The organism is Marinomonas maritima (assembly GCF_024435075.2).
Taxonomy (GTDB): domain Bacteria; phylum Pseudomonadota; class Gammaproteobacteria; order Pseudomonadales; family Marinomonadaceae; genus Marinomonas; species Marinomonas maritima.
Window position 1 is genome coordinate 469732 of sequence record NZ_JAMZEG020000003.1, and the last position, 12800, is coordinate 482531.

The 12800-nt window shown below is 43.6% G+C and carries 13 protein-coding genes; 6 read left to right on the forward strand and 7 right to left on the reverse strand.

Annotated features, from left to right (window positions below; genetic code table 11):
* Positions 1 to 23 precede the first annotated feature (23 nt).
* Positions 24 to 1277 carry an HlyC/CorC family transporter gene (locus M3I01_RS14420; protein ID WP_255896565.1) on the forward strand — a complete coding sequence of 418 codons (1254 nt, stop codon included), beginning with the start codon at positions 24 to 26 and terminating at the stop codon, positions 1275 to 1277.
* Between the two features lie 9 nt (positions 1278 to 1286).
* Positions 1287 to 1823, forward strand: coding sequence for an NUDIX hydrolase (locus M3I01_RS14425; RefSeq protein WP_255896567.1), 537 nt, complete (start codon positions 1287 to 1289; stop codon positions 1821 to 1823).
* Between the two features lie 60 nt (positions 1824 to 1883).
* Here M3I01_RS14425 and M3I01_RS14430 read toward each other — a convergent pair whose 3' ends face one another.
* Positions 1884 to 2840 carry a LysR family transcriptional regulator gene (locus M3I01_RS14430; RefSeq protein WP_255896568.1) on the reverse strand — a complete coding sequence of 319 codons (957 nt, stop codon included), beginning with the start codon at positions 2838 to 2840 and terminating at the stop codon, positions 1884 to 1886.
* Between the two features lie 225 nt (positions 2841 to 3065).
* Between M3I01_RS14430 and M3I01_RS14435 the strand changes: the two genes are divergently transcribed.
* On the forward strand, positions 3066 to 4046 hold the full coding sequence (locus tag M3I01_RS14435; protein ID WP_255896569.1) for a 2-dehydropantoate 2-reductase: 981 nt from the start codon (positions 3066 to 3068) through the stop codon (positions 4044 to 4046).
* Between the two features lie 67 nt (positions 4047 to 4113).
* Here M3I01_RS14435 and M3I01_RS14440 read toward each other — a convergent pair whose 3' ends face one another.
* The 6 genes from M3I01_RS14440 to hpaE all read right to left on the reverse strand — a co-directional run bounded on the left by M3I01_RS14440 (position 4114) and on the right by hpaE (position 10123).
* Positions 4114 to 5142, reverse strand: a complete 1029-nt coding sequence (locus tag M3I01_RS14440; protein WP_255896570.1) for a TRAP transporter substrate-binding protein — start codon at positions 5140 to 5142, stop codon at positions 4114 to 4116.
* A gap of 85 nt (positions 5143 to 5227) precedes the next feature.
* Complete coding sequence (locus M3I01_RS14445) at positions 5228 to 6583, reverse strand: TRAP transporter large permease (RefSeq protein WP_394358982.1); 1356 nt, start codon at positions 6581 to 6583, stop codon at positions 5228 to 5230.
* Positions 6558 to 7094: a TRAP transporter small permease gene (locus M3I01_RS14450; protein ID WP_255896573.1), complete on the reverse strand. Its 537-nt coding sequence runs from the start codon at positions 7092 to 7094 to the stop codon at positions 6558 to 6560. Before M3I01_RS14450 ends, M3I01_RS14445 begins: the two co-directional genes overlap by 26 nt.
* Before the next feature lie 154 nt (positions 7095 to 7248).
* The gene (hpaD, locus tag M3I01_RS14455) at positions 7249 to 8178 is read right to left on the reverse strand and encodes a 3,4-dihydroxyphenylacetate 2,3-dioxygenase (RefSeq protein WP_255896575.1); all 930 of its coding nucleotides are present in this window, start codon (positions 8176 to 8178) and stop codon (positions 7249 to 7251) included.
* 27 nt (positions 8179 to 8205) lie between these two features.
* Positions 8206 to 8586 carry a 5-carboxymethyl-2-hydroxymuconate Delta-isomerase gene (locus M3I01_RS14460; protein ID WP_255896577.1) on the reverse strand — a complete coding sequence of 127 codons (381 nt, stop codon included), beginning with the start codon at positions 8584 to 8586 and terminating at the stop codon, positions 8206 to 8208.
* Positions 8587 to 8659: 73 nt separating this feature from the next.
* Entirely contained in the window at positions 8660 to 10123 is a 1464-nt protein-coding gene (gene hpaE, locus M3I01_RS14465) for a 5-carboxymethyl-2-hydroxymuconate semialdehyde dehydrogenase (protein WP_204359765.1), read from the reverse strand.
* Positions 10124 to 10416: 293 nt separating this feature from the next.
* Here hpaE and M3I01_RS14470 point away from each other — a divergent pair, with 293 nt between their 5' ends.
* The 3 genes from M3I01_RS14470 to hpaH are packed head-to-tail and all read left to right on the forward strand — an operon-like array spanning position 10417 to position 12754.
* Entirely contained in the window at positions 10417 to 11154 is a 738-nt protein-coding gene (locus M3I01_RS14470) for a fumarylacetoacetate hydrolase family protein (protein ID WP_255896583.1), read from the forward strand.
* A gap of 11 nt (positions 11155 to 11165) precedes the next feature.
* Entirely contained in the window at positions 11166 to 11927 is a 762-nt protein-coding gene (locus M3I01_RS14475) for a fumarylacetoacetate hydrolase family protein (RefSeq protein ID WP_112140954.1), read from the forward strand.
* Between the two features lie 23 nt (positions 11928 to 11950).
* On the forward strand, positions 11951 to 12754 hold the full coding sequence (hpaH, locus tag M3I01_RS14480) for a 2-oxo-hept-4-ene-1,7-dioate hydratase (protein ID WP_255896585.1): 804 nt from the start codon (positions 11951 to 11953) through the stop codon (positions 12752 to 12754).
* Positions 12755 to 12800 lie beyond the last annotated feature (46 nt).

Consider the following 12800-nt stretch of genomic DNA (forward strand, 5'->3'; position numbering starts at 1 on the left):
TACATAATTGAGGCGATCCCTTTTTGAACGAAGTACCCTTAGGTGTTCTTAGCGGAATACTTTTTTGTCTTATTTTACTTTCTGCTTTCTTTTCGAGTTCTGAAACAGGGATGCTGTCGATTAACAAATATCGACTAAAGCACCTTGTTAAAACCAAGAATCGATCCGCGATCAAGGTAAACTCCCTTTTAGAACGACCAGATAGACTTATTGGCGTCATATTAATAGGAAATAACTTTGTTAATATCCTTGCTTCTGCCATAGCAACCATCATTGCCGTTCGCCTCTGGGGCGATGCTGGTGTCGCAATAGCAACCGCCGCACTCACGATGGTGGTGCTGATTTTTGCGGAAGTAACACCAAAAACGCTGGCAGCAATACACCCAGAAAAAATCGCCTTTCCGGCCTCTTGGATTCTTGCCATTTTATTAAAGGTATTGTATCCACTGGTTTGGTTAGTGAATGGGTTGTCAAATGGGTTATTACGTTTAATCGGCGTTCATGCCTCTCAAAATAACAATACACTCGACTCTGAAGAACTGAGAACCGTTGTAAATGAAGCAAGTGGTCTCATACCAGCGGCTCACCAAGACATGTTACTTTCTATTCTCGACTTGGAGAAAGTGTCTGTTGAAGACATCATGGTTCCTCGGAACGAAGTGATCGGTATTGATATCGAAGACTCAATCGAAGAGATCATTGAGCAAATTTGCCAAAGCAGGCACACTCGTATGCCGGTTTATAATGGCGAAATTAATAAAGTCATTGGTATTCTTCATGCTAGACATGCGGCCGTTTTCCTTCGAGATCCGACGCCTTCTAAAGCAGCACTTTTAAAAGCGACTGTTGAACCGTATTTCATTCCTGAAAGTACATCATTAAACACAGTATTGCTCAATTTCCAAAAAGACCATCAACAGATGGGAATCGTGGTGGATGAATATGGCGACGTTCAAGGCATCGCAGCGCTAGAAGATGTACTCGAAGAGATCGTAGGCGAATTCACTCCGCCAACACAGGATGAAGAAGAAGAAATCCAAACACTAGATGATGGCTCTTTTAGAATAGAAGGTTCGACGCACATTCGGGAAATCAACAAAACACTCGATTGGCACTTACCGACTAACGGCCCAAAAACGCTGAACGGCCTCATTATTGAAACGCTAGAATTCATTCCTGAACACCCTATTAGTTTATGGGTGGGTCACTACATGATTGAAATTCAAGAAATAGAAGATAAAGTCGTCAAATACGCCAAACTTCGACTAAAGCGTTAAGGAAATATCATGAGATACTGCCCGCAATGCGGTCATGCCGTAGAAATGACAATCCCGGCTGGAGACAATCGTGTTAGAGCGGTATGCCCAAGTTGCGAGTATATAGATTATGACAACCCTAGAATCATCACAGGAACAATCCCCTTGTATAAAGGGCGACTTTTGTTGTGTCGACGTAATATCGAACCGCGCTTAGGTTTCTGGACACTGCCTGCAGGTTTTATGGAAAACCAAGAAACCACCAGTGAAGGCGCATTAAGAGAAACACTGGAGGAAAGCGGATCAATCGCTGTCTGTAAGCAAGCCTTCAGTATGATCAGCATCCCTCATATTAATCAAGTTCACTTGTTCTATCTTGCAGAGTTAGAGCGTGATGACTTCCACACCACAGAAGAAAGTTCTGAAGTGGCGCTTTTTGATCTAGATAATATTCCTTGGGATGAGCTCGCATTCAGCAGCGTCAGTAGAACAATAAAGCTATTCATTGAAGATCATAAGAATGAACACTACGGGTTTCATGAAGAAACCATTTTCATGAGTTCATAATAAAAATAGATCGTCATTCCTTACTCCCAATGCACACTTTCTAGTAACGCCCTAGTAAGCTTACGCGGTAGGATCACAAATATCACCTTGCCACCGACCAGCCTCACACTCTTGCTGAGTTACTTGGTGAATCAGCGGAACAACCGCTCTTAGTATCGCTGTTTCAGGGCGGCTCTGCGAGGTCGATATATATACATCTCGCCATAATGTCGGTTCCACGATCTCCAAAGCATGAATCTGATCCGTCTTTTGTAAATGATAAAAAGCTGAAGTGGGTGACAATAAAATACCATACCCATCCATTACATAACGCAGCGTCGTCATCAATTGCCCGAAAGCAGGTTTGTGAGGCACCCTGATCCCAGTCTTTGCTTCATACTGACGCAAGATATAACCTAATGAATCCCGCTCCCCTGTCACAATGACTTCGTGGTTCGCCAACTCGGCAAAAGTAATCGTCGACTTCGCTCTTAGCGCTTTGTGTGATGGCACTTTCGGATCGCAGCCCATGGAAATAAAAAGTTTTTCTCGAAACAGTTTTTCTTGACGCATTTGGCTTAAGTCACTGCCATCTGGAGATGATATAGCCACATCAATTTCTCCTGCCAACAGTTGATTAGACAAGCTATAAGATAATCCAGTATAGAGTTCCAACTTGATCTGAGGATAGTGCTGCTCAACCAAAGCCAATAAGGGAACAGAAATAATATTTCCTATAGGTTGAGTCATGCCTATAGACAACTGACCGGTAGGCTCTCTTTCGAATTGATGCACATCAAACTTCGCCTGTTCGACTTGGCGAATAATCGACTCTGCATGTGCTTTAAAAATCAATCCGCTTTCTGTCAATACCACACCACGAAAGCTGCGATTAAACAATTTCGCGCCAAGCTCATGCTCTAAATTTTCAATCTGCAGCGTAATACTTGGTTGAGCCACATCTAATGCCCGCGCCGCGGCTGCGATGCTATTAATCTCCGCGGTTTTAAGAAAAAATCGTAACTGTTTAGTATTCATAATCAAATGGGTACATAAAAAATATAGAGCTTCACCATAACCATTTTTAATTTTTATAGCCAGCCACTTATTTAACATGTTAATGACAATCAATCTACTTCAAAGCAAAGTGCTCCATAAAAACCTATAAGCACCACCATATTTTTTAGTGTTTTGCTCTCACCATGCTTTTTTTAACATGTTGATAAACATAGACAATACATAGATAAAAAAGGAAAAATAATAATGAAAATATGTATCGTAGGCGTTGGCGCTATCGGCGGTTTTATTGGCGCTCGTCTTGCTACAAACAGCCAGTTCACTGTTAATGCATTGGCTCGCGGTGAAAGCCTACGTGCGCTCAACGAACATGGTTGGCGATTAGAACAAGACGGAGAGATCATTCAACGACCTTGTGTTGCTGCAGAATCCGCTGTCGTATTAGGCCTTCAAGACGTTATCTTCATCGCGTTAAAAACGCCAGCTCTAGCGCAAGTTCTACCAACCTTAGCCCCTCTTATTAATGAAAATACACTGATTGTTTCTGCTATGAATGGCATTCCTTGGTGGTTTTTCCGAGATCTTGAAGAACAATCCAACCTTCCCTTTCACTCCGTGAACCCTAAAGGCGCTCACAATCTAGCAGTTCCCTACAAAAATATTATTGGCCTAGTCGTCCATGCCGCCGCCACACGCACGAAACCTGGCTTTATTCAACATAAGGCAGGCAATCATCTGCTTATTGGGGAGCCAGAAGGCGGGAAGTCGGCCAGAGTTCAAGCGCTTGCAGACACGCTCACTAAAGTGGGTTTTGACTGCCATCATTCATCGAATATTCGCTCTGAAATTTGGTTTAAATTGTGGGGCAACATGACCACAAACCCAATCAGTGCAATAACCGGCGCAACAGCGGATAAAATCCTTCAAGACCCCCTCGTTCGAAAGTATTGCTCTGCCGTTATGAATGAAGCAGCTATTTTAGGCGAGCAGATTGGTTGTCAGATCAATGAAGACCCAGAGAGCCGTCACGAAGGCACAGAAAAGCTAGGGGCGTTTAAAACCTCCATGCTACAAGACGTAGAAAACGGTCGCGCCATAGAACTAGACTCTATTCTAGGCATCGTTTATGAACTCGCACAAAGACTTGAAATAAGTACGCCTAACATTGAATCTCTGTTTGGCTTAACCAGGTTATTTGCAAAAACAAAAGGTTTATACGATCAATAATAAATGAAAGCGCCTTAAAAAACGCCCGATGGTATTCATCGGGCGCTTTAGTCTAAACGTCGCTTCATTACTTTTCGCTGTTAATGTCCTTCACGTATTGACGAAATGCTGCCAATCCGGCTTCTACATCAACATCACGATCTTTTACTGAATCCATCCAAAGCTGATCAATGCCTTTTGCCAATTTATTAAGATCTTTTACTCGTTGATCATCTTCGGCCAGGAACACCACATTGACGCCATTAGATTTGGCTTCCAAGATACCATTTTCATCTGCTTTACCCCAAGCAGCACCAGCCAGTCTAGATAGTTTCTCACCAGAAACGCTTATTATAGCGTCTTGGTCTTTTTTACTCAGACTTTCAAATGTGTCAACATTCATAACAACACTAAACGCCGTTGTGTATAGGCCTCTAGGAAATAAGGTCAAATCAGAGCTTATTTCACTCAAACGGAGAAACTTTTGCTCCTGCACTGGCAAGAAAGTACCATCAACAACGCCTTGCTGCATCATTTCATACGACTTAGGAGCAGGCGCTGCAACTGGCGTTACCTCTAAACGTTCAGCAAGGTCATTGATCAAACCGCCGCCAACACGCATTTTTTTACCTTTTAAATCGTCCAGCGAGTTAACAGGGAATTTGGTATGAAGTTGCCCCGGGCCGTGAACAAATAAAGCCAACAACTGCAAACCATCATATTCACCAGCCGATTCAAAATAATTTTTGTATGTTCTCCATAATGCCACTGACCCAGTTTCGGCGTCTGTGATTTCACCAGGAATTTCAGCCACACTGGTAAGCGAGAATCGGCCCGGAAGATAAGCATTCACACTAAAACCAACGTCATAGACGCCATCCTCTACTGCATCAAAAATCGTCTTCGGGTGTCCTGTGTAGTTCTCAACAATAACCTCAACACGACCCTCTGTTGCTTCTTCTACCCACTTTGCCCATATCGGCCAAACCGTCTCATTTTGTGGATTAGTCGGTGGCAACCAAGTCGCCACACGTAACGTCGTTTCAGCGGCCGTGGCGGAAAGAGAAAGTACAGCGCCTGCGGTGACACAAAGTAGGCTCTTCTTAAAATTCATCATTTTTATTATTCCTATTTTTATGAATTATAGTTGTCGTCACTACTTTTAAGATAAGAACAATAGCGACTCTGTCTGTAAAAAGGGTTTATCTATAAAGCAACTCGGGTAAAAACATCGACACTTGAAAAACAAAAACAATAATCAACAACCGAATAATATCCACACACCAGAACGGCGTAACGCCTTTAAAAATAGTGGCTGCTTTGACGTCTTTAAGCACCGCACTGAGCACAAAGACATTCATTCCAACAGGCGGTGTTATCAAACTAATTTCTGTCACTACAACCACCACGATACCAAACCAAACCAGATCAAACCCTAGACTGGATACCAATGGATAGAAAACAGGCACAGTTAACAGCAACATCGAAAGGCTCTCAAAAACCATCCCAAGCACAATGTAAATGCCAAGAATGACAAGAATCACCACCATCGGAGTAAGTTCTAATGCCGTCACAAAATTCAACAAAGCATCAGGCAAACCGGCACGATTGATAAAATCAGAAAAGACAAGCGCGCCTATTATCACACTGAACAACATCGCAGACGTTCTAACCGTATCAATCAGCGTTTCATAGACAGCAAGAAAACTCAGGCTACGACGAGCAAAGCCGATAATTAACGCGCCACCAGCGCCAATACCGGCCGCTTCTGTTGGTGTGAAAACACCAAGGTAAATTCCACCCATGACAATCGTAAAGAGTAATAAAACACCCCAAATACCTCTTAGCGCAATCATGCGTTCTTTGAATGTCATACGTTCTCCAGCAGGACCCGCCGAAGGGTCTCGCCAAACGACGTAACGTACCGCGCCCATATAGAGCAATATCCCCAAAATTCCTGGAATAAAGCCCGCAGCGAACAACTCACGAATACTGGATTCTGTTAATAAACCATAAATAACTAAAATCACACTCGGTGGAATCAAGATCCCCAAGGTACCGCCCGCTGCAATAGAAGCGGTCGCCAGTCCATCTGAGTAACCGAACTTTCGCATAGGAGGCATCGCCACTTTCGCCATGGTGGCCGAGGTCGCCAAACTGGAGCCACAAATGGCTGAAAAACCACCACACGCCAAGACTGTTGACATGGCTAAGCCACCTTTACGGTGACCTAAAAAAGCATAAGATGCGTTATACAATTCCTGAGACAAACCAGAACGAGTAACAACGTTACCCATTAAAATAAACAGTGGAACGACGGACAAACTGTACTCTTGCACGGTTTCAATGACACGATTGGACGCCAAAGTAAGCGATGCCGTCCAACGAAAAGAAAAGACATTATCGAACCCAAGACCTTGCAAAATAGCAAAACCAAAAAAACCCACCACACCCATTGCAAACGCAATTGGCATACGCAGAACTAAAATCAAAAATAAAAGAGTGATAAAAGCGAGTAATATTACTGACACACTATTCTCCAACCTGCTGTGAAACATCGTTTTTATCGGTAAGCACTCGATAAGCACCGTAAGTGAGCATACACGCGGCCGTCAGCCAGCTCATAATGGCAATATATTGAGCAATATACCCAGCAGGCAATCCAAGGTACTCAGTCACTTCTCCACGGCGCAGAGAACGCTCGGCCAATTGATAAATACGAACCGCTAAGAAATAAAACGAAGTAGAAATAATGAAAACGGAAAAAATACCAAGCACTTTAATGACACGTTTTCCTAATACAGGGTCAAGCAAATCCACCACAACATGGCTACCACGCCATGTCATCACTGGCATTTGAGCAAATACCATGACAGCCAAGCCAAGTTGCGTTATCTCAACAGCACCATCAATTGAATTATTGAAAAAATACCGCCCAACAACATCAAAACAGGTCAGTAACACAAGTAATAACAACACTACAGCCGAAATCCCTTCAAGCACCAAGCCCATCCATCGATACACATTGGGCTCAGGATAATGTCTTTCTATCCATCCATTTAATTGCATGGAAACTCCTAGTGAATACGCTAATTATTATTTTAATTTAGTTATCATGTTAACTAATCGATTGTGAAAATCAAACCTCTTTTGATTAGAAAATAATCGAATAGGCAGAAATCAAGTCGTTTTCAAGGCTTCAAATAACGCCAATTCAACCGGATCACAAACGGCTTTTTCCGTAGACAAAAGCATCATTTTCTACTGATGCCTGTGGGCCAGGAACCGCCTCACCCGTTTGTGGCGAGACTGGAAAAATAGCATTGATCTGGCCGGTACCTGACGCACCAAAGTAAGGGGTTAACACTTCGACTTTCTGATCATAGTCCGACCAACCCAGTGCACCTAATAGCATAGCTGTATCGTGCATAAAGCCCTCACCGTGGCCTTTTGCCGCGTATTCAGGCAGCATTTCACAGAATGTTTTCCACTCTGCGTTTTCCCACATATTCACAACAGAATGATCAAGAGATTCTAGGAAAGGACTCCAAACTTTATGAGCAAAATCCGGTGCCGTGCCATTTTGAGCAAAACGATGCGATAAAGACCCACTCGCTAAAATAGCCACGTTGCCCTCGTACTCTTTCTCTATTGCTTCGCGTAATGCCCAACCAAAGCGAGCAGAATCGTTTAAGTAATGCACCGTTAATAAAGCAGATACCGAAATCACCTTAAAATGCAGATCTGGATTCATGTAGCGCATGGGCACAAGCGTGCCGTATTCAGGAGCCAGAGTGGTATCGTCATGGGCTAAGGTTTCTACACCCTGTTCATTACACACTTTGGCAATGATTTTACCCAACTCAGGGTTGCCATGGACTTCATAAGGCATGTTCTTAATAAAATGCGGCAACTCATTACTGGTATAGGTGCCTTTAAAATGCGGCGCACAGTTAATGTGGTAATTTGCATTCACCAACCAATGCGTATCAAAAACAATAATGGTATCGACGTTTAACGCTTTACAGCGTCGAGCAATCTCATAATGCCCATCAATGGCGGACTGACGAGTTCCTTTACGAGGACCATCCAACTCAGAAAGATACATGGACGGTACATGCGTAATTTTTGCGGCTAATGCTAACTTACCCATTGGGAAAACCTCTTAACTTTGCATGGTCTATTTAAATAGAGCATGTATATTATTTTTATTAAATTTAAGAACGGGATGCAATTCGGTTAATTCAAATGATATTTGGCAATAACTTGTATCAGTAATGGGTTTCATCCAATCACAGAGTATTTCAAACACCTTCTCTGCCACTTCTTGGCGCAATTCCATACTGCGTCCATGGCCAATTTTTAACGTCAAATTAAGCAGCGAGAAATCTTCTCGGCCATCGGCAACACGGTAGTCATCACAACGAATCGCACGGCTACGCACACCACCTAATGGAAAAGCCCCCGTTGACACAATGTACTCATGAAACGCTTTAAACAACGGCTGAAAGTCTAACTTATCGTCTAGGTTCGCCGAGTATTCAATAATAAAATGTGGCATTCACGTCCCCAAAAATAGCATTTCTCAAAAAAGAGAAAATCCGTTTCCTCCTTCACTAACGTAACACCTTGAATTAAACACCCCACTTAGGAATATGATGACTTCCCATGCTGATGCAAACGTTCTTCGGCTCACAGAAAATTTCGTAGCTGTAGGTTCCACCTTCACGACCGGTACCAGAGGCTTTCATGCCACCAAATGGCGTACGCAAGTCTCGAACGTTTTGACTGTTAACAAATATCATACCGGCTTCAATACGGCGAGCGATGCGATGCACCTTACCGTTATCTTGAGTCCATAGATAAGACGCCAAGCCATAATCGTTGTCATTGGCCATGCGGATGACATCTTCCTCATCTTTAAATGGGATCAATACCGCCACAGGACCAAATATTTCTTCACGGGCAATGCGCATGTCGTTGGTCACATCACGGAATGCCGTTGGACGAATAAAGTGCCCTCCTTTAAGGTGATCTGGCAAGGCTGCCGTTGGCTTCTCTGGACCACCCGCAATCAGCGTTGCGCCTTCTGCAATGCCTGTTTTGATATAACCTGTGACTTTGTCCCAATGCTGTTGGCTAATCAACGCACCAACTTTAGTGTTCATGTCTGTTGGATCACCAACTTCAATTTTGTCGGCTCGAGCGGCAAAATCTGCGCAGAATTTATCGTAAATGGTTTCTTGTACAAAGATTCGAGACCCAGCGGTACAGCGCTCTCCATTGATAGAGAAAATACCAAATACGGCCGCATCAAGTGCGCGCTCATAATCACAATCATCAAAAATCATCACGGGGGATTTGCCGCCCAATTCCATAGAAAACTTCTTCAACCCTGCCGTCGAAATAATGTGTTTGCCAGTAGAAGTACCACCGGTGAACGAAATTGCCGCCACATCAGGATTAGTAATCAAGGCATTGCCTGTGGTGGCACCAAAACCATGAACGATATTAAATACCCCCGCTGGAATACCTGCTTCCATGGCTAACTTACCAAGAAAATCGGTCGTCAAAGGGGAAAGTTCAGACTGCTTCATCACCGCCGTATTACCCAATGCCAAGCAAGGCGCTGTCTTCCAAGTTCCCGTCATAAACGGCACGTTCCACGGTGAAATAAGCGCACAAACACCGGTAGGTTGATACAAGGAGTAATTCAACATTTGATCGTCCATAGGGTAAGTATGGCCGTTCATTTGCTTCGCCATTTCAGCAAAGAAATAAAAATTATTTGCTGCTCTAGGCACCAGTGCATTTTGCGTTTGATACAAAGGCAAACCCGTATCAGCGGTTTCCATTTGCGCCAGCGCTTCCACATTATCGGCGATTAAATCACCCAATTTGGTGATGATTTTCGAACGCTTCGCCACCGGCATGTTTGCCCAAGCAGGAAACGCGGCTTTCGCTGCCGCAACCGCTTCAGCCACTTGAGCATCCGACGCGTGCGCTACTTCCGCCAACATCTCACCCGTGGCTGGATTAAACGTTTGGAAGGTCTCTTTGCTTTCAACCCATTTGCCATTGATTAAATTTTTTATCATTTTTATTGCCCCTTCAAAGCCGGTTTTCTTCTTCTGCGCCTTCTCTTTAAGTGCCGCTAAAAAGCGCTCTAAATAAAGTAAAGCGGTGTAAAACTTATTAACATGTTAAGTAAATTATGCCTCATAGAAGAAATTGTCAAGACACAAAAATAGAAGAAAACCAATTTATTGCATTCAATTTGTATTTAATTCTGTCCGTTTATTTTTCAACCAAAGATCATTTTTTGAGTTGACACAAGAAGATGATTAAGTAAATATAATTAACATGTTAAGCATATTAGGACGATTATCCCATGCTCCATTACAAAACAAGAAAAAATGATCAAGTGATCAACTTACAAGCAAAAGCCCCATTTGAAGTAGCGTTAGAAGGTGGCCTTCTTCCTGCCGTAAACGGTGCAGTCATTGGTGTTGCGTTAAATGACAAAATCCTCTACCAATCGTTAGAAACACAATTTAACGAAAAGCCTCACGTTAGCCCGCCAAAAACACCGGTATTGCATATAAAGACCGACAACACACACATTGGTTATGGCGACGCGATTCGCATTCCAAGTGACATGGGTGCTGTTTTTGCTGGACCATCATTAGGCATTGTAATGGGCAAAAAAGCGTGTCGAGTGACGGAAGAAACCGCCCTTGATTACGTGCAAGGTTACACCATCGTCAATGAGGTCAGCCTAGCGGAAACATCTTTCTATCGCCCTGCTGTAAAAGCCAAATGTCGTGATACGTTTTGCCCAATCGGGCCTTGGGTAATGGACGCAACGGATCTAGATTCACCACAAAATCTGGCCATTAAAACCTACATCAATGACACGCTTTGCCATGAAACCAACACCAATCAGATGGTTCATAGCATCGAGCAAGTAATCGCCTATATCAGTAGTTTTATCACCCTAGAGGTCGGCGACATGATCATCGCTGGTACACCACTGCGCACCGAAAACCTTGAAATAAACACAGGTGACGTAGTCATGGTCGAGATTGAAAAAGTCGGCCGTTTAGTTAACCCAGTGGTAGCAGAATAGGAGTGATGACAATGAAACGCGCACGAATTTTATTCAATGAAGAAACGTTAAACGTAACCATCAACAATGACGGAAAAGTCGTCACTGAGAAAGGCACTGTATTGGAAGAAGGTTCTTTTACTTGGCTACCACCTTGTGAAGGGAAAGCCTTTGTACTGGCAATTAACTACGCAGACCACGCCGCCGAATTGTCTTTTAAAGCACCGGATGAGCCTTTAGTGTTTCTAAAATCCAGCAACACCTTGATTGGTCACAACCAAAAAACCTACCAGCCAGACAACATCGATTTCATGCATTACGAATGTGAGCTGGTGGTGGTCATCGGTAAAGAAGCGAAAAACGTCTCCCTAGAAAGCGCCATGGATTACGTAGGTGGTTACACAGTCGGCAACGACTATGCCATTCGTGATTATCTCGAAAACTACTATCGCCCTAACCTACGAGTAAAAAGTCGAGACACCTGCACGCCAATCGGCCCTTATATTATTGATGCGGCAGAAATACCCGATCCTCATAACCTTGCGATCCGCACTTACATTAACGGTGAGTTGAAACAAGAAGGTTCTACCAAAGACTTAATCTTCAATGTGCCTTATTTGGTGTCTTACTTGAGCAACATCATGACACTGACACCGGGCGACATGATTTTCACGGGCACACCAGAAGGCCTTGCCCATGTGTACCCAGGAGATGAAGTCATTGTAGAAGTGGAAGGTGTTGGCAGACTAAAAAATACCATTATTTCCGAAACAGACTATCTAAACAGCCTCTAATAAAAACAAAAAAGGAATTGACCATGTTATCCACTGACATCATTAAGCAATGTGCTCAACGCTTACATCAGGCAGAAAAAAAACGCGTTCAAATTCGTCAAATATCCTTGGATTATCCCGACATTGAGATCGACGACGCCTATGCAATTCAAAGCGAATGGTTAAAGATAAAACTGGCGGAAGGTCGTAGCATCATCGGTCACAAAATTGGCTTAACCTCGCGCGCCATGCAGCAAAGTTCGCAAATTGACGAACCCGATTACGGCACCTTACTGGATGACATGTTGTATCACGATGGTTGTGAGATCGACACGGACAAATTCATCGTGCCGCGCATCGAAGTCGAATTGGCTTTTATCTTGAAGAAGCCACTAAAAGGCCCAAACTGCACCATGTTTGACGTGTACAACGCGACAGACTACGTGGTTCCAGCTCTTGAACTGATTGACGCTCGCAGCCAATCCATTGATCCAGAAACCAAACGTCCGCGTTTGGTTTACGACACCATTTCAGACAATGCGGCAAACGCAGCGATCATTCTAGGTGGTCGCCCTATCAAAATCGATGAAATGGACTTACGTTGGGTGTCTGCCATTATGATGCGTAACGGCGTCATTGAAGAAACAGGCGTCGCCGCTGCCGTACTCAATCATCCGGCAAATGGAGTCGCTTGGTTGGCCAACAAACTGGCGCCGTTTGATGTAGAGCTGGAAGCGGGGCAGATTATTCTCGGTGGCTCTTTCACTCGTCCAACGCCAGCACGTAAAGGCGATACCTTTACTGTCGATTATGGCCCTCTAGGGACAGTATCCTGCTACTTTAAGTAACAGGATTTCTTTAAATAAAAGTGATTATTTAAGTAACTGATAGAAC

Bases quoted from the DNA above. Each gene is read 5' to 3' on its own strand.
- M3I01_RS14425 (WP_255896567.1), top strand. From the start codon at position 1,287: ATGAGATACTGCCCGCAATGCGGTCATGCCGTAGAAATGACAATCCCG.
- M3I01_RS14430 (WP_255896568.1), bottom strand. From the start codon at position 2,840: ATGAATACTAAACAGTTACGATTTTTTCTTAAAACCGCGGAGATTAAT.
- M3I01_RS14435 (WP_255896569.1), top strand. From the start codon at position 3,066: ATGAAAATATGTATCGTAGGCGTTGGCGCTATCGGCGGTTTTATTGGC.
- M3I01_RS14440 (WP_255896570.1), bottom strand. From the start codon at position 5,142: ATGATGAATTTTAAGAAGAGCCTACTTTGTGTCACCGCAGGCGCTGTA.
- M3I01_RS14445 (WP_394358982.1), bottom strand. From the start codon at position 6,583: ATGTTTCACAGCAGGTTGGAGAATAGTGTGTCAGTAATATTACTCGCT.
- M3I01_RS14450 (WP_255896573.1), bottom strand. From the start codon at position 7,094: ATGCAATTAAATGGATGGATAGAAAGACATTATCCTGAGCCCAATGTG.
- hpaD (WP_255896575.1), bottom strand. From the start codon at position 8,178: ATGGGTAAGTTAGCATTAGCCGCAAAAATTACGCATGTACCGTCCATG.
- M3I01_RS14460 (WP_255896577.1), bottom strand. From the start codon at position 8,586: ATGCCACATTTTATTATTGAATACTCGGCGAACCTAGACGATAAGTTA.
- hpaE (WP_204359765.1), bottom strand. From the start codon at position 10,123: ATGATAAAAAATTTAATCAATGGCAAATGGGTTGAAAGCAAAGAGACC.
- M3I01_RS14470 (WP_255896583.1), top strand. From the start codon at position 10,417: ATGCTCCATTACAAAACAAGAAAAAATGATCAAGTGATCAACTTACAA.
- M3I01_RS14475 (WP_112140954.1), top strand. From the start codon at position 11,166: ATGAAACGCGCACGAATTTTATTCAATGAAGAAACGTTAAACGTAACC.
- hpaH (WP_255896585.1), top strand. From the start codon at position 11,951: ATGTTATCCACTGACATCATTAAGCAATGTGCTCAACGCTTACATCAG.